19 protein-coding genes and 1 riboswitch are annotated in these 15,790 nt (G+C 72.6%); of the genes, 7 read left to right on the plus strand and 12 right to left on the minus strand.

The window, feature by feature from the left end; genetic code table 11:
- Positions 1 to 137 precede the first annotated feature (137 nt).
- From AB0J67_RS15445 to AB0J67_RS15460, 4 genes are all read right to left on the minus strand, one after another.
- Positions 138 to 815 (minus strand): hypothetical protein, encoded by a 678-nt coding sequence (locus tag AB0J67_RS15445; RefSeq protein ID WP_363482084.1) that lies wholly within the window; start codon positions 813 to 815, stop codon positions 138 to 140.
- A gap of 166 nt (positions 816 to 981) precedes the next feature.
- A complete protein-coding gene (locus AB0J67_RS15450) occupies positions 982 to 1,965 on the minus strand; it encodes a DUF2332 domain-containing protein (RefSeq protein ID WP_363482087.1) in 984 nt (327 codons plus the stop codon).
- 42 nt (positions 1,966 to 2,007) lie between these two features.
- Positions 2,008 to 2,469, minus strand: a complete 462-nt coding sequence (locus AB0J67_RS15455; protein WP_363482090.1) for a MarR family transcriptional regulator — start codon at positions 2,467 to 2,469, stop codon at positions 2,008 to 2,010.
- A 76-nt stretch (positions 2,470 to 2,545) separates the two neighbouring features.
- Entirely contained in the window at positions 2,546 to 3,223 is a 678-nt protein-coding gene (locus tag AB0J67_RS15460; RefSeq protein ID WP_363482092.1) for a GPP34 family phosphoprotein, read from the minus strand.
- A 76-nt stretch (positions 3,224 to 3,299) separates the two neighbouring features.
- On the opposite strand from AB0J67_RS15460, the gene AB0J67_RS15465 reads away from it, so the two are divergent.
- Positions 3,300 to 3,773, plus strand: a complete 474-nt coding sequence (locus AB0J67_RS15465) for an OsmC family protein (RefSeq protein ID WP_363482095.1) — start codon at positions 3,300 to 3,302, stop codon at positions 3,771 to 3,773.
- A gap of 126 nt (positions 3,774 to 3,899) precedes the next feature.
- Here the strand turns inward: AB0J67_RS15465 and AB0J67_RS15470 are convergent, their stop codons facing one another.
- The 6 genes from AB0J67_RS15470 to AB0J67_RS15495 all read right to left on the minus strand — a co-directional run bounded on the left by AB0J67_RS15470 (position 3,900) and on the right by AB0J67_RS15495 (position 9,354).
- Positions 3,900 to 4,478: a hypothetical protein gene (locus AB0J67_RS15470; RefSeq protein WP_363482098.1), complete on the minus strand. Its 579-nt coding sequence runs from the start codon at positions 4,476 to 4,478 to the stop codon at positions 3,900 to 3,902.
- 150 nt (positions 4,479 to 4,628) lie between these two features.
- Entirely contained in the window at positions 4,629 to 5,000 is a 372-nt protein-coding gene (locus AB0J67_RS15475) for an FKBP-type peptidyl-prolyl cis-trans isomerase (RefSeq protein ID WP_363482101.1), read from the minus strand.
- Between the two features lie 31 nt (positions 5,001 to 5,031).
- On the minus strand, positions 5,032 to 6,042 hold the full coding sequence (locus AB0J67_RS15480) for a LacI family DNA-binding transcriptional regulator (RefSeq protein ID WP_363482104.1): 1,011 nt from the start codon (positions 6,040 to 6,042) through the stop codon (positions 5,032 to 5,034).
- Positions 6,043 to 6,933, minus strand: a complete 891-nt coding sequence (locus tag AB0J67_RS15485) for a sugar ABC transporter permease (protein ID WP_363482107.1) — start codon at positions 6,931 to 6,933, stop codon at positions 6,043 to 6,045.
- A gap of 2 nt (positions 6,934 to 6,935) precedes the next feature.
- Positions 6,936 to 7,844, minus strand: coding sequence for a sugar ABC transporter permease (locus AB0J67_RS15490; RefSeq protein WP_363482239.1), 909 nt, complete (start codon positions 7,842 to 7,844; stop codon positions 6,936 to 6,938).
- Positions 7,845 to 8,055: 211 nt separating this feature from the next.
- A complete protein-coding gene (locus AB0J67_RS15495; RefSeq protein WP_363482110.1) occupies positions 8,056 to 9,354 on the minus strand; it encodes an extracellular solute-binding protein in 1,299 nt (432 codons plus the stop codon).
- Positions 9,355 to 9,616: 262 nt separating this feature from the next.
- On the opposite strand from AB0J67_RS15495, the gene AB0J67_RS15500 reads away from it, so the two are divergent.
- From AB0J67_RS15500 to AB0J67_RS15515, 4 genes are all read left to right on the plus strand, one after another.
- Positions 9,617 to 10,192 carry a maleylpyruvate isomerase N-terminal domain-containing protein gene (locus AB0J67_RS15500; RefSeq protein WP_363482113.1) on the plus strand — a complete coding sequence of 192 codons (576 nt, stop codon included), beginning with the start codon at positions 9,617 to 9,619 and terminating at the stop codon, positions 10,190 to 10,192.
- A gap of 96 nt (positions 10,193 to 10,288) precedes the next feature.
- Positions 10,289 to 10,819, plus strand: a complete 531-nt coding sequence (locus tag AB0J67_RS15505; RefSeq protein ID WP_363482116.1) for a DUF6817 domain-containing protein — start codon at positions 10,289 to 10,291, stop codon at positions 10,817 to 10,819.
- Positions 10,820 to 10,915: 96 nt separating this feature from the next.
- On the plus strand, positions 10,916 to 11,437 hold the full coding sequence (locus tag AB0J67_RS15510) for a SigE family RNA polymerase sigma factor (protein ID WP_363482119.1): 522 nt from the start codon (positions 10,916 to 10,918) through the stop codon (positions 11,435 to 11,437).
- A complete protein-coding gene (locus AB0J67_RS15515) occupies positions 11,434 to 12,645 on the plus strand; it encodes a hypothetical protein (RefSeq protein ID WP_363482122.1) in 1,212 nt (403 codons plus the stop codon). Before AB0J67_RS15510 ends, AB0J67_RS15515 begins: the two co-directional genes overlap by 4 nt.
- 45 nt (positions 12,646 to 12,690) lie before the next feature.
- Here AB0J67_RS15515 and AB0J67_RS15520 read toward each other — a convergent pair whose 3' ends face one another.
- Positions 12,691 to 13,278: a GNAT family protein gene (locus AB0J67_RS15520; RefSeq protein ID WP_363482125.1), complete on the minus strand. Its 588-nt coding sequence runs from the start codon at positions 13,276 to 13,278 to the stop codon at positions 12,691 to 12,693.
- 160 nt (positions 13,279 to 13,438) lie between these two features.
- A riboswitch (ZMP/ZTP riboswitch) is annotated at positions 13,439 to 13,521 on the plus strand.
- Positions 13,522 to 13,533: 12 nt separating this feature from the next.
- Between AB0J67_RS15520 and AB0J67_RS15525 the strand changes: the two genes are divergently transcribed.
- On the plus strand, positions 13,534 to 14,406 hold the full coding sequence (locus AB0J67_RS15525; RefSeq protein ID WP_363482127.1) for a tetrahydrofolate dehydrogenase/cyclohydrolase catalytic domain-containing protein: 873 nt from the start codon (positions 13,534 to 13,536) through the stop codon (positions 14,404 to 14,406).
- Positions 14,403 to 15,236, plus strand: coding sequence for an MOSC domain-containing protein (locus AB0J67_RS15530; RefSeq protein WP_363482130.1), 834 nt, complete (start codon positions 14,403 to 14,405; stop codon positions 15,234 to 15,236). Before AB0J67_RS15525 ends, AB0J67_RS15530 begins: the two co-directional genes overlap by 4 nt.
- On the opposite strand, the gene AB0J67_RS15535 is transcribed toward AB0J67_RS15530, so the two are convergent.
- On the minus strand, positions 15,233 to 15,787 hold the full coding sequence (locus AB0J67_RS15535) for a hypothetical protein (RefSeq protein ID WP_363482133.1): 555 nt from the start codon (positions 15,785 to 15,787) through the stop codon (positions 15,233 to 15,235). The genes AB0J67_RS15530 and AB0J67_RS15535 overlap by 4 nt on opposite strands.
- Between the last annotated feature and the right edge of the window lie 3 nt (positions 15,788 to 15,790).

Below are 15,790 nucleotides of genomic sequence, written 5' to 3' on the forward strand. Positions count from 1 at the left end.
TCCAAGACCCGAGGTCAGTTGGGAAGAGGGTCAGACCGGACCGGGAGGACTCCCATCCCGGTCCAGCCATGCCCCGATGAGGTCGGCAGCGCCGAAGGCGCCCCCCGGCGCAGGCCCGCAGCCGTCTTCGAGCGCGGTCAGCGCTGCGCGGCGGGCACCCAGCGCGCGACCAGGCGGCGGCGGGCGACCATGCCCGCGGCGAGCACCGGCATCCCGGCCAGCAGCAGCCACAGCGGCCGCCCGGCCCAGTACGCCCACGACTCGACCTCACCGACGCGCTGCACGCTGTACCCGTCGTCGTCGAGCACGTACGCCTCGATCGTCGTGGTCTGCGTGCGCGCCTCGAGCTCCTGGTAGAGCAGGGTCAGCCGGCCGCGCTGCAGGCGCCCGTCGGCGTGCCAGGTCGCGCCGTGGCAGTAGAAGTCCGCCCGGGGCGCCCTGGTCCAGATCGTGCCGTGCCGGCAGTCGGCGTCGACGACGGCCACCTCGGTGCGCTGCCCGTACAGGCCGACGTAGTCGGCGGGTGCGAGCTGGCGCATCGCCACCCCGGACACGCCCCACGACAGGCCGAGGGCGCCCAGGCCGACGATCGTCGCCACCGCGACCGCCGCGCCCTGGCGCAGCCGGCTCGCCCCGCGCGGCGCCGCGTCGAGCAGCGCGAACCCGAACGCCAGGCCGGGCAGCGCGATGTTGACCATCGTCAGGCCGAACCCGGCGAGCACCGTCGTGCACACCGCGAGCGCCAGCGACGCCAGCCCCACGCCCCCGACCAGGACCGCCAGCCCCACGACGGTGCTCGCCACCAGGTCCGACACGGACACGTCGTAGTCACGCCGGGGTGCGGAAGGGCTTGCGGACCGCTCGGCCATCTTCGTCCCCTCAGGTGGCGTTAGAAGGCCTCACTTTAGGGGTACGCGTGCGGGTTGGCATCCGGTGAACCACGGGGCGGCCCAGACCGCACGCCAGGTCACGGCCGGACCGTCAGCACCACTCGATGCCCTGCCCGTGGCCCATGGTGAAGGCGACCGGGCGTCCGTCCACCGCCAGCACGAACCGTCCCCGCGGCACGTCGCCCGCGACCTGCCGCGCGACCTGCGGGACCACCGCCGCCGCCTCGTTGCTGACCCACACCGTGCCCGGCCGCCGCCGCGCCAGCTCCGCCATCTGCCCGGTGAACCGCTCCACCCCGGCGGTGTCCAGGTAGGCCAGCACCGCGGTGTGGAACACCACCAGTGTCGCGTCCGCCGGGGCCTGCTCGGCCAGCGCGAGCAGCGACTCGTTGAGGTCGCCGCGGACCAGCGCCGGCGGGTCGCCCGCGGCGATGGCGGCGGCGGCGACCAGGCGCTCGCGCCGGTCGGCGTGCTCGGGCCAGATCAGGCTCTCCAGCCAGCGCACGTCACCGGGGTCGGTGACGTCGAGCGGGTTCAGGTCGATGCCGGCCCGCCACACGACCCGCGGCACCTCGGCCGGCACCGGGACCGGCCCGTCGACCGCGCACTCCAGCAGCGGCCCGTCCGCGGGGCCGAACGGCTCGCCGTCGCCGAACCGGTACCGGTAGCGGTCCGGGTAGAGGCACAGCCCGGCGGAGGCGCCGACCTCGAGCAGCGCCAGCGGCTGCGGCAGCGCGGCGAGCACCGGCAGCAGCGTCGCGCACCGGCCGGCCTCGTTGGTCTGCGTGCTGCGGTCCAGCATCTCCCGGCTCACCGAAGCCCAGTTCGCGAGCAGGAACTCCCGGAACGCCGGGTAGTCCCCGACCGGCCCGCCGAGCAGGCGTACGGCGCCGAGCAGCAGGTTGGGCTGGCGCTTGGCCAGCGGCAGCTCGCCGAGCATGGCGAGCGCCGCCGGGTCCTCGGCGATGGCCGTGCACAGCCGCTCGTACGACGGCGACCGTCCGGCCAGCTCCCGCTGCGCGAAGGTGCGGTAGGTCTGCGCGAGGGCCTCGTCGCCCCGGGGGATGCCATTCACGATCCGTACCGTAGAGCGTGGCCGGAGCCGGGCGCACCGTGATCAGCGCGACACGGCGGTGTGGTGTGCCAGCAGCCGGGTGAGCAGCTCTGTCAGCTGTGCCCGCTCCCGGTTGTTCAGCGGCGCGAGCAGCTGCTCCTGTACGCCGTCGAGCAGCTCGGCGAGGCGGTCGAGGCGCTCGCGGCCGGTGCCGGTGATGGTGATGACGTTGCGGCGGCGGTCGCCGGGGTCGGGGCTGCGCCGCACGAGGTCGCGTTCGGCGAGCTCGTTGAGGGTGGCGACCAGGTCGGACAGGTGGATGCCGCTGCGCCGGCCGAGGGTCGCCTGGCTGGCGGGGCCGTGCTCGGCGAGGGTGGCCAGGACGCGGTAGTGGTAGCCGCGGGCGTCGGCGGCGGCCAGCCCGTCGGTGACCAGGCGGCCCGCGTGCGCGGCGGTCTGCGTGAGCAGCCAGCTCGGCAGGCTGGTGAGGCGGGTGGGCGCGACGTCGGCGGCCGGTGCGGGCATGTGATCACTGTACAAGCCGTTGGTGCCCCTAACGGAACGTCGGCGCGGGCGCGGGTCGCCGTGCCACCCCCTTTCGTCAGCGGGCGGACACGGCGGCGGTGGAGGAGGAGGCGGCGCCGCCGGTGATGGCGGCCATCAGGGCCATGTTCATCGCGTAGATGACCTTGCCGACGGCGGGTCCGCACCACTCGCCCTCGGTCAGCTCCTGGATGCGGTGACGCATGTCGTCGCGGTTCATCTCCGGGAAGTGGTGGCGGTCCAGCATCAGCGTGTGGATCAGCGAGAGCAGGCTGACCGAGTCGCGGTCCGGCTCGGCGATGCGGTTGAGCACGTCACGCAGGTGGTCCACCAGGTTCTTCTCGGCGGCCCGGTCCACCTCGGGGTAGCGGGGCCGGTGGAAGACGCCCATGACGCGGTGGTCCACCCGCTCCAGCACGCCCTTGGCCACGAGCCCTTCGAGCAGTCGCTGGCGGTGGTGCGGGGAGGCCAGGTGGTAGATCCACCAGTCGGGGGCGTGGCCCTTGGCGTCCTCGGCGATCTCGACCAGGGCGGCGTCGGCGGACAGGTTGCCGACCGCGGTGCGGTCGACGGCCACGACCTCGCCGCGCTGGATCGCGATGCGGCCCGCGTTGGCCAGGCTGAACAGCACCGCCCCCTCGATCCCGAAGTCGAGGTGGTTGATGGGCACCAGCGGCCTGCCGGTCGCGTCGTCGTAACTGAGCAGGACCAGCTGCTCCGCCAGAGAGAGCTCCATAAGCCCGAGTTTAGGCGCTTTGCCCGCATCCGCAGGGGCTACGCGGGACTGCCGCCCCGCGCACTAGGCTGCGGCCATGGGTGAGCACCGCTACGAGCTGACCGTCGAGTGGACGGGCGACGAGGGCACCGGCACCGGCAGCTACCGCGGCTACCGGCGTACGCACGAGGTGCACGCGCCGGGCCGGCCGACGCTGCCCGGCTCGTCGGATCCGGCGTTCCGCGGCGAGGCCGACCGCTGGAACCCCGAGCAGCTGCTGCTGGCCTCGCTGTCGCAGTGCCACATGCTGTGGTACCTGCACCTGTGCTCCGTCAACGGGGTGGTCGTCACCGGCTACACCGACACCCCGCAGGCGACCATGGTCGAGGACGAGACCGGCGGGCACTTCACCGAGGCGGTGCTGCGCCCGCACATCACCGTCGCAGACGCCGGGATGACCGAGCGTGCCCTGGCGCTGCACGCCGACGCGAACAAGGCCTGCTTCATCGCCGCCTCGGTCAACTTCCCGGTGCGGCACGAACCGGTGATCGTCACCCCGGGCCAGGGCTGATCCCCGGAGCGGCACGAGCCGGTCATTGTCCCCCCGGGCCGAGGCTGATTCCCGGTCCGGCACGAACCCGCGATCGTCATCCCGGGCCGAGGCTGACACCGCGGCATCGTCGCGCTCCGGAGCCGCTCAGCCGAGCAGCGAGCCTTCGCGCAGCCTGCGTACCCACCGCTGGACCTGGGCTCGGCCGCGCAGCCGCACCACCGCGACCTGCTCGCCGCGCTGCTCCAGCAGCCCGGCCACGCGCTGGCCGGGCTGGCCCTGGGTGCGCCACGCCCAGCGGATCACGTGCTCGGGATCGGTGAACACGGTGCGCAGCGGCCCCTCGGTGTTGCCGTTCCACAACTGCTCACGGCGCCAGCGGCGCAGCACCGTGCGGCGGGTGACCTGCCACATGGTCAGCCGTCGCGGGTGGTCCAGCCACAGCACGGTGTCGGCGCGGCCGCTGAGCAGGTCGCCGAGCTTGTTCGTGTACTGCCACTCGGTGACCCAGCGCGGTTGCGCGGCGAACGCGGCGACGTCGTCGGCGAAGGTCGGCAGCGGCTGCCAGTCCGGCCCGTGGTGCAGCGCGTCCAGCTCGACGCGGGGCAGCCCGAGCGTCTCGGCGATCGCCGTGCTCAGCGTGGTCTTGCCCGCCCCCGAGGTCCCCGCGACCAGCACACGGTCGGGCACCCACGGCAACGGATCGTCGACGGTCAGCAACGGCACCGGCGTACCCTACCGCGAAGATCGCCGCGCCGTGCGACCGCCAAGATCCCGACGATCTTGCGCGAACTGTTGCTGTTATGCCCGGAACGAGTGTGTCGTCCCCACAGTCCGCGCAAGATCGGCGAGGTGGAGCGGGTGAGGCGGGTCGGGTCAGTAGACCTTGAGGAGGTCTACGACGAAGATGAGGGTGGCGCCGGGCTTGATGACGCCGCCCGCGCCGCGGTTGCCGTAGCCCAGGTGGGGCGGGACGACGAGTTTGCGGCGGCCGCCGACGCGCATGCCGGCGACGCCCTGGTCCCAGCCGGCGATGACGCGGCCCGCGCCGAGCTGGAACTGGAACGGCGAGCCCCGGTTCCAGGACGCGTCGAACTCCTCGCCTTCGAAGGTGACGCCGACGTAGTGCACGGCGACGGTGCGGCCGGCGACGGCCTCGTCGCCGTCGCCCACCACCAGGTCGGTGATCTCCAGGTCGGCCGGAGGCGCTCCCTCGGGGAACTCCACGGTCGGTTTGCTCAAGGTCATGTTTGCCATCCTAGGCACACCGGGAACGCGGTCAGCGCAGCGCCGCCGTCGAGCCGCGCACCACCAGCTCGGGGCGGAACATGTACTCGCTGTGCGGGGCGGCGTACCCGCCGATCTCGTCGAGCAGCGCGCGCACCGCGGCCTGCGCCATCGCCCGCACCGGCTGGCGCAGCGTGGTCAGCGGCGGGTCGGTGTACGCCATCAGCAGCGAGTCGTCGAACCCGACCACCGACACGTCGGCGGGCACGGCAAGGCCGCGCTCGCGCACCGCCCGGATCGCGCCGAGCGCCATCAGGTCCGACCCGCACAGCATCGCGGTGACGCCGCGTTCGAGCAGCCGCAGCGCGGCCCCGTGGCCGCCCTCGACGCCGAACGGCGCGATCTCGATCAGGTTCTCCAGGTCGCCGGCGTACAGCCCGGCCATCGCCTGGGCGAACCCGGCGACCTTGCGGCGGGTCGGGGTGAACCGGCGCGGGCCGCAGATCAGCCCGATGCGCCGGTGCCCGAGCGAGGCCAGGTGCGCCACGGCGAGCTCGGCCGCGGCGTGCTCGTCGCACGACACGAACGGCGCGGCCACCCCCGGCAGGTATCCGTTGACGAGCACGAACGGCACCCGGTCGGCGGTCAGCCGGTGGTAGCGGCCCGGGTCGCCGTCGGCGGAGGCGTGCATGCCGGACATGACCACGATCCCGGCGACGTCGCGCTCGCGCATCATGTCGACGTACTCGTCCTCGCTGACCGTGCCCGGCGTCTGCGTGCACAGCATCGACGTGTAGCCCTGCTGGGCCAGCGTCGACTCGGCGATCTGCGCGAACGCCGGGAAGATCGGGTTGTCCAGCTCGGGCAGGATCAGCCCGACCAGGCCCGCGCCGGTGCGGTGCAGGTGCCCGGGGCGCTCGTAGCCCAGCACGTCCAGCGCGGTCAGCACCGCCTGGCGGGTGGACGCCGAGGCGCCGGGCCGGTCGTTGAGCACCCGCGACACGGTCGCCTGGCTGACCTGCGCCTGGGCGGCGATGTCAGCCAGGCGTGCGCGCGTGCCCACTCAGCCCTTCGTCCCGCCGGCGGTCAGGCCGGACACCAGGTGGCGCTGGGCGTACAGGAACACCAGGCCGGCCGGGACGGTGACCAGCACCGCCGCGGCGGTCAGGTACTCCCACTGGGCGTTGAACTGCGGCACGAACTGCTGCATGCCGTAGGCCAGGGTGAACCGGTCGTCGGTCTGCATGAACGCCGACGCGTACGCCACCTCGCCCCACGCGGTCAGGAAGGTGTAGAACGCGGTGACCGCGATGCCGGGCCGGGCCAGCGGCATGATGACCTTCCAGAACGTGGCGAACGGGCCCGCGCCGTCGATCGAGGCGGCCTCGTCCAGCGACGTCGGGATCGAGTCGAAGTAGCCCTTGAGCATCCACGAGCAGAACGGCACCGCGATCGTCAGGTACGCGATGACCAGCGCCGCGTGGGTGTTGATCAGCCCGAGCGCGGCCATGATCTGGTAGATCGGCACGATCAGGATCGCGACCGGGAACATCTGCGTCACCAGGAACACCAGCAGCAGGTGCCGGCGGCCGGGGAAGTTGAACCGCGACAGGGCGTAGCCGGTGGTCGCCGACATCAGGATGCCGATGAGCATCGTGCACAGCGCGATGACCACCGAGTTGACCATCCACGTGGGGAAGCTCGTGTCGAACAGCACGTAGGAGTAGTTGGCCAGGGTCGGTTCCTTGACCAGCGTCAGCTCGCTGCTCTGCACGGCGTGGCCGGGCTTGAACGACGACAGCAGCACCCACACGATCGGGAACACCGCGATCAGCGACGCGACGATCAGGGTGGCGTGCAGGCCGAGCGAGGCCAGCGGGCTGCGGCGGCCGCGGCCGCGGGGGTGGGCGCCGGTGGTCTGGGGGGCCGGAGCGGCCATCGGAGTGACGGTCATGGTCACCACACCTCGCCTTGCTTGCGCAGCGCCCGCCGGTACAGCACCGAGAAGACCAGCAGGATGGACAGGATGAGTACGCCGTACGTGGACGCCATCGAGTAGTTGCGGATGCCCTCGAACGCGGACCGGAACGCGCCGGTCACCAGGATCTCGGTCTGCCCGGCGGGGCCGCCGCCGTTGACCAGGAAGATCACCGGGAACATGTTGAAGGTCCAGATGGTGCCCAGCAGCAGCACGGTCATGCTGACCGAGCGCAGGCCGGGCAGGGTGATGTTGACGAAGCGCTGCCAGGCGGTGGCGCCGTCGATCTCGGCGGCCTCGTACTGCTCGGTGGGGATGGTCTGCATGCCGCCGAGCAGGGTCACCATCATGAACGGCACGCCCAGCCAGATGTTGGCGACGATGGCGGTCAGCAGCGAGGTCTTCCAGTCGGCGAACCACTCGACGCGGCTGATGCCGGCGGCCTCGAGCAGGGAGTTGATCAGGCCGAACTTCTCGTTGAACATGAACCGCCAGGCGAACGCGGACACGAAGGCGGGCACCGCCCACGGCAGGATCAGCAGCACCCGGTAGACGCCGCGCCCGCGGATGGGGCGGTTGAGCAGCACCGCCAGGCCCAGGCCGAGCGCGTAGTGGAACACGACGCAGCCGACGGTCCAGATCAGCGTGATGCCCAGCCACTGCCAGAACCGCCCGACCTTGCCCGAGAGCACGTCGGCGTAGTTGTCGAGGCCGATGTACTGCCAGGCGTTCGGGTTGGGCCGGCACACCTCGGCGCCGGTGATCGACCGGTCGCAGATCTCGGCGAGCTGGTTGGCCTCGGTGAGGTCGGTGAACGACAGCAGGATGCCGCGGCCCAGCGGGTAGAAGATCAGCACCGCGAGCACGATGACGACGGGCGCCACCATGACCCAGGCGTACCAATGCTTGTCCCAGCTGCGGCGCAGTCGTCCTGGTCGGGGGGTCTCGCGCGGCGGGGGACTGGTCCGGGCCGGCGGCGTGGCGGTGGCTGTGCTCACGGGCGTGCTCCGAGGGGGTGGAGGGGCCGCGCCCTGCCGTCGGGCGCGGGGGAACGGGGCCGAGGCCGGTCCCTGTGACGGGACCGGCCTCGGGCGAGGATCAGGACGCGGAGTAGTCCTTGACGACCTCGGTCTTGTACGTGTCGGCGACCGTGTCGAGCGACGCCTTCGCGTCCTTGCCCTGGACCAGGACCTCGGTGGCCATGACGTCGAGCGCGGTGAAGAACTGGCCGCCCTCGGGGATCCACGGACGCGCCACGGCGGCCGCGACGACCGGCTGGAACGCGGCGATGATCGCGTTGTTCTTCACCGAGTCGATCTCGTACGCCGACTTGCGGGTCGGCAGCACGCCCAGCTTGTCGGCCAGGAACGCCTGCGACTGCGCCGAGGACATGAACTTCACGAACGCGATGGCCGCGGCGGCCTTGTCCTGCGCCATGCCGGAGTACAGCACGTAGTTGTGGCCGCCCACCGGGGCGCCGGCCTTGGCGGAGCCGGCCGGGACCGCGGCGACGCCGAGGTTCTCGATGCCGCCGAAGGTCGGGGCGGTGCGGACGTTGTTGACCTCCCACGGGCCGTTGATGATCATGGCGACCTTCTGCTCCTTGAACAGGGTCATCATGGTCCCGTAGCCGTCCTTGGCCGGCGGCTTGACCGCGGCACCGGACTTGACCAGGTCGGCGGCGACCTTGATGCCGGCGACGTTGGCGTCGGAGTTCACCACGATCTTCTTGGCGGCGGTGTCGACCAGGTCGCCGCCCTCGCCGTAGATGAACGGCAGCAGGAAGTAGCCGCCCGGGTTGATGAACAGGCCGTCCTTGCCGGTCTTGGCCTTGATCGTCGCGGCGGCGGTCTTCACGTCGGCCCAGGTCTTGGGGGCCTCGGTGATGCCGGCCTCGGTGAAGATCTTCTTGTTGTACATCAGCGCGAGCGAGTCGGTGACCTGCGGCACGCCGTAGGTCTTGCCCGCGAACTTGTTCGCCGACATCGGGGTGGCGAAGAAGTCGGACTCGTCGGCGAGCAGCTCGCTGCCGTCGAGGTTGTACAGGTAGCCCAGGGAGGCGAACTCCGGCACCCACGCCACCTCGGCGCGCAGGATGTCCGGGGCGCCCGACTTGGCCGCGGCGGCGGTCTTGAACTTGTTCTGGGCGTCACCGAACGGGACCGACTGGTAGTTGATCTTGACGTTCGGGTACGTCTTGTTGAACTCGGTGATGAGCTGCTTGAACGCCGGGCCCTCGTTGGCGGGGTCCGACGTGTCCCACCACGTCAGCTCGGCCGACAGGGCCGCGGGGTCGGTCTTGGTGGGTGCCTCGGTCGCGTCGTTGCCACAGGCCGTCACCACGAGAGCGATGGCGGCGGAGGCAAGAACGGCGATCCCTCTGGCGGTGCGACGCATTATTCGCTCCTCGGGGGTATGCCTGTCCTTTCAGCGCCGGACGTTAGCAAGAAGTTTCTGATTCAGAAAGTCCTTGCGGCTCCCGCAGCAAGCCCGTTACCAAACGGCAGCCGAAAACCGGCCAAAACCAGGACCATCTGCATGCGTGACCCCGTTCACAGCGCTATGATCTAACGAAATCAATCGGAAGACCTTGCTAACAGTTTCACGGCCCGGTGAAAACGGCTGCCGCCGGGCACCCTCGACGTGACACAGTCCACGCATGCGCGATCCCGACCACACCGACCTCGACCAGGCACTGCGCTCAGCGCTGACGGTGCTGCGCGGCCAGGCCGGCGCCGACTGGACCGTCCCCGCCGGGCCGCTGGACTGGACCTGCCGCGACACCGCCGCCCACATCGCCCACGACCTGCTCGCCTACGCCGGTCAGCTCGCCGCCGCACCCGACGACGCGTACCTGCCCTGCGACCTGACGGTCCGCCCCCACGCCACCGTTGCCCAGATCTTGCAGATCATGACGGCATCGGGCGGTCTGCTGTCCACCGCGCTGGCCGCCGCCGACCCGGCGCTGCGCGCCTGGCACTGGGGACCGTGCGACCCCAGCGGCTTCGCCGCCATGGGCATGGCCGAGACCCTCCTGCACACCCACGACATCACCCAGGGCCTGCGCGCCGCCTGGACGCCGCCCGCCGACCTGGCCGCCCTGGTCCTGCACCGGCTGTTCCCCGACGCCCCCGACGGCGACCCCACCGCCGTCCTGCTGTGGTGCACCGGCCGCGGCGAACTGCCCGGCCACGCCCGCCGCACCGAATGGTCCTGGCGCGCCGCCCGGCCGTGACCCGGCGGCCCGCGCCCGGCGGGCCGCCGGGGACGCAAGCGATGAGGCTTCCCACAAACCGTTGAGGCCGCCGGACCGCGGCCCTACCGTCATCGCATGAGCGCCGACGACGTCCGGGCGCTGCTGCGCGAGCGCGGCGCCGAGACCATCGACCACCCCGGCGGCACCCTCCACGCCCACCTGGTGCGCGTCCACGACCGGCTCGCCGGCCACGGCCTGCCCGAGGCGACCTGCCTGGCCGGGCTGGCCCACGCCGCGTACGGCACCGACGGCTTCGACACCGCCCTGCTCACCCTCGACGAGCGGCACGTGCTGCGCGCCGCCGCAGGCGAGCAGGCCGAGCAGACCGTCTACCGCTACGCCGCCACGCTGCGCAAGGCCACCTGGCGGGAGCTGGCCGCCACCCGGCGGCTGCACGACCGCTTCACCGCCACCGCCGAGACCCTCACCGCCGCGCAGCTGCGCCCGCTGGTCGACATCAGCATCGTCAACGAGCTCGACCTGTGCGAGCAGGCACCCGAGGTCGCCACCCGCTACGGCGACTACTTCCGCGGCCTGTTCACCTCCTGGGCCGAGCTGGCCTCACCGCCGGTGCTCGCCGACGCCCGCGCCGTCCTGCGGTTCTGACCGCCGCGTAAATCGTCGCGCCCAGGCGCCAACCATCGCCGCCCCGGCTGTCGTCTACGGGGGTCGAGCAGTGTCGGCACAGGGGACAGGAGCGGCATGGACGACGCCGGGTTCGACGAGTACGTGCACGCCCGGCTGGGCCAGTGGTCACGGGTGGCGTACCTGCTCACCGGTGACCACCACGCCGCCGAGGACCTGCTGCAGAACGCCCTGTTCAAACTCGCCGTGTCCTGGCGCAAGGTCCGCATCGACACGCCCGACGCGTACGTCCGCAAGATCCTCTACCACGAGCACGTGTCCCACTGGCGGCGCAGCCACCACCTGCGCGCCGAACACGTCACCGACCGGCTGCCCGAACGCGCCACCGGCGCCGACGTCGCCGCCGACACCGTCCGCCGGATCCTGCTGCGCCAGGCCCTGGCCAAACTCACCCACAAGCAGCGCGCGGTCATCGTGCTGCGCTTCTTCGAGGACCTCACCGAACCCGAAGCGGCCGACGCCCTCGGCGTGTCCGTCGGCACGATCAAGAGCCAGACCTTCCGTGCCCTCGCCCGGCTGCGGGAGGTCGCCCCGGAACTGCACGTGCTCGTCAAGGAGACCAGGGAGGTGCCGGCATGAGCGACCTGCGTGAACTGCTCGACGGCCTGGCCGGCGAAGCGCCGCGCTACGACGTCGTGCCCGCGGTGCGGGCGCGCCGCCAACGGCGCATCCGCCACCGCCGCATCGCGGGAGTCGGCCTGCTGGCGAGCGCCGTCATCGTGGCCGTGGGAACGCAGGTGCCGCGGGCGTTCGGCCCCCCTGGCGACAGCCCGGCGGCGCAGCCGTTCCCCACCGTGTGGAACGGCTGCCAGGCGCAGCGCCTGCCGCTGCCCGCCGGCTACGACGGAGTCAGCGCGGTGGGCGCGATGGATCCCACGGGCCGCTACCTCGGCGGAGGCGCGAGCCGTGGCCAGACCTCGATCGCCGTCATCTGGGACCGCGGGGGTCAGCCCCGGCAGGTGCCGGTCCAGGGCGATTCCGTCGGTGTCGCCGACCTGGACGCCACCGGCACGGCTCTGGTGAGCAGCGTCGTCGACGGTGAGAACGTCGGCTGGATCGTGCGCGACGGCATCGCCGCCCGGCTGCCTGGCACCGACGTGGCCGTGCTGCGGTTCAACGCCACCGGCCAGGTCCTCGGCAGGATCGGCATGCGGCCCATGGTGTGGCGCGACGCCAGCAGGCAACCCACCCCGCTGCCGCTGCCCGACGGCATCACCCAGGCCGCCGTGTACGACATCGCCGACGACGGAACCGTCGTCGGCACGATCCACGGCACGGCCGGCCCCCGCCCCTACCTCTGGCACCCCGACGGCACCGGCGAGGAGCTGGCACTGCCCGAGCAAGCCGCCGAGCCGATCCAGGACGTCCGCGTCGGCGCGGTCTATGGCGACTGGATCACCGGCGCGGTGCGGTACGGCGACTCCGCCGGAACCACGCTGCTCATCCGCTGGAACCGGGCCACCGGCCGGCAGTCGTGGTGGCCGGCCCGCAGCATGCCGGACGCGTACGGCGACGGCATCGGCGCCGGAGCAGACCGGTTCCACGACGGGCGCGCACGGCTCGATCCCGACACGGTGCACGCCGGCACCGACATCGAACTCACCGCGTTCGGCACCGGCCGGACCCTGCCGACCGCCGCGGGGGCCGTCCCGCCCACCAACGGACCGGACGCGCAGTTCGCGGCGATCAGCCGGGACGGTTCCGTGATCGGCGGCAGCCAGGAGTTCCCCATCGCCGCCGGCAGCGAACAGACCATCCCCGGCGCCGTCTGGTGGCGCTGCGACTGACCGACGCCGCTGGAGGGCGGTCTGCGGGCCGCCCTCCGGCACAGGTCACGGACAGCCGCGGTGGCGCTCCCACTCGTGCGACAGGATCGACATCACCGTCGCGTCGACCCACCCGTCGCCGTCGCGCTTGACCTCACGCAGCACACCCTCGGCGACGAACCCGACCTTCTCGTACACCCGGCGCGCCCGCGGGTTGAACGCGAACACCTCCAGCCCGATGCGGTGCAGGCCCACCTGCTCGAAGCCGTACCCGACGAACATCCGGACCGCCTCGGTGCCCAGACCCCGGTCGCGGCCGGCCGGGCCGATCAGCACCCGGAAGTTGCAGCTGCTGTCGGCCGCGCTCCACTCGTTGAACACGACCTCCCCGACGCACCCGCCGCCGGCCCGGTCCACCACCGCCAGGTCCAGGCGGTCCGGCTGGGCGTTGCGGGTGCCGTACCAGCGCCGCAGGATCCTCTCCTGCTCCACCGGGTCCTCATCGGCGGTGCTGCCGGTCAGCCGGATCACCTCCGGGTCGCTCAGCGCGGCCCGCATCCCGTCCAGGTCCGTGTCGGCGAACGGGCGCAGCACCACCTTCTCGCCGGTCAGCGTGGGTTTGACGGAAAAGTCCGCGACGTGTTCCCCGATCATCCCGCGATGATGGCGACCCGCCCGCCCCGGCGCAAACACAAATCCGTCACCGCCACCCCCACCGCGCCGCGGACCACCGGCCGGCCACGCCCGAACCCGGACCCCGCGGCACGAACCCACCCGAGCACAGCACCCGCCACCCTGATGAGGCATGCTGGACACCGAACGTTGCGACTGGCGGCACGAGGATGGGAACGACCATCGGGGAGCAGGCCGCGGAAGCCGACCGCCTGGGCGACCGCGATGAGGAGCCGCATGTCCGCGCCCACCACCACCGCCCGGCTGCTGCCCGGCAAACCCGTCGCCGAAGCCGTCCTCGCCGACGTCGCCACCCGCGCCGGCGCGCTGCGTGCCCGCGGCATCACCCCGAGCCTGGCCACGCTGCTCGTCGGTGACGACGACGCCAGCGCCGGCTACATCCGCATCAAACAGCAGCAGGCCGCCGACCTCGGCTTCGTCTCACCGCACGAGCACCTGCCCGCCGACGCCGGCCAGGCCGACGTCGAAGCCGTCATCAAAGCCTGGAGCGACGACCCGGCCGTGCACGGCATGCTCGTGCAGTACCCGATCCCCGGGCACCTCGACTACAACGCCGCGCTCGCCGTGATGGACCCCGACAAGGACGTCGACGGCATGCACCCGGTCAACATGGGCCGCCTCGCGCTGGGCATGCCCGGCCCGCTGCCGTGCACCCCCGCCGGCATCGAGGCCCTGCTCGCGCACTACGACATCCCGATCGCCGGGCGGGAGGTCGTCATCGTCGGCCGCGGCGCCACCCTCGGCCGGCCGCTGGCGATGCTGCTCGCCCAGAAACGGCCCACCGCCGACGCCGCCGTCACCGTCGTGCACACCGGCGTCAAGGACTGGCCCCGCTACACCCGCCGCGCCGACGTCCTCATCGCCGCCGCGGGCGTGCCCGGCATCATCCAGCCCGAACACGTCAAGCCCGGCGCGACCGTCGTCGGCGGCGGCGTGCGCTACGAGGGCCGCCGCATCCTGCCCGACGTCGACGAGTCCTGCGCCGACGTCGCCGGGGCCATCACCCCCCGCGTCGGCGGTGTCGGCCCCACCACCGTGGCGATGCTGTTCCGCAACGCCGTCGCCGCCGCCGAGCGGGCCAACCCGTGACCGCGGCGAGGGCCGCGGTCGCCGCGCTGCACCGCCACCCGGTCAAGTCCCTGCTCGGCGAGCAGCTGGCCAGCGCCGACGTGACCGAGCGGGGCATCACCGGCGACCGCGCCCTCGCCCTGCTCGACACCGCCACCGGCCGCATCGCCAGCGCCAAGCACCCCCGGCTGTGGCAGCGGCTGCTCACCCTCACCGCCACCACCGACGCCACCGGCGTCCGCCTCACCGGCCCCGGCCTGCACACGCACAGCACCGACCCCGACGTCGACAAGCAGCTGTCGGCGCTGCTCGGCCGCGACGTCACCCTCACCGGCACCCCGCCCGAGATCCCGCTGCTCGACCGCGCCGACCCCGACGCCGTCCTGCGCGACGGCATCACCGACACCACCCCGCTGACCGTCGGCAACGTCGGCACCGGCGCCCCGCCCGGCACGTTCTTCGACTTCGCGCCCGTACACCTGATCACCACCGCGACCGTGAACCGGATCGGTGCCCTGCACCCCGACGGCGCCGCCGACGCCCGCCGCTACCGGCCCAACATCGTCGTGCACACCGACGCCACCGGCTTCGCCGAGGACGCGTGGGTCGGCCGGGAGCTGCGTATCGGCGACGACCTGCGGCTGCGGGTCATCGCCGCGACCCCACGGTGCGCCGTCCCGACCCTCGCGCACGGCGACCTGCCCCGCGACCCCGACGCACTGCGGGTGCTCGCCGAATACCACCGTGTCGTGCCGCTGCCCAGCCTCGCCCCGCAGCCCTGCGCCGGCGTCTACGCCCAGGTCGTCCACCCCGGCCGCATCCGCCCCGGCGACGCCGTCCGCGACGCCTAGCGCACGACCTGCTGCAGCAGGCCGTGCACGAACATCAGCCGGTATCCGGCACCGTCCGGGCCCGGCACGTCCACCCCCCACCGGGCGGGCGTCTCCGGGTCCCGCTGCACCGCGTCGGGAAAGGTGGCCAGCACGTCGCCGACCACACACGACCACGGCGCCAGCGACCCGGCCGGGCCCAGGCGCGGCACGGGGGAGTCCGGCGCCCGCACCAGCCACCCGTGCAGCACAAAGTCCGCCGCGCCGACCAGCGCCTCCCAGCGCAGGTCCGGCCACAGCCCCGGCAGCCGCCACCGGTGCGCCGTCATCAGCGCATCCCCGAACGGCACCGCCCGCCGCTCGTCGGCCGGGCCCAGCACCGCCCCGTACAGCGCCAGCCCCTTCGGCGCCGACCGCGACCGCAGCATCGTCTGCCACCGGTTGTGCGCCGCCATGTACTGCGCGTGCGACGCGCCCAGCTCCGTGCACGCGGCCTCGACCAGCTCCGGCTGGAAGTCGCACATCCGCCGCAGCAGCATCAGCTGGAACTCCCGCCGTGCGAACCCCTTCACACG

The organism is Catellatospora sp. NPDC049609, from assembly GCF_040675365.1.
Lineage (GTDB): Bacteria > Actinomycetota > Actinomycetes > Mycobacteriales > Micromonosporaceae > Catellatospora.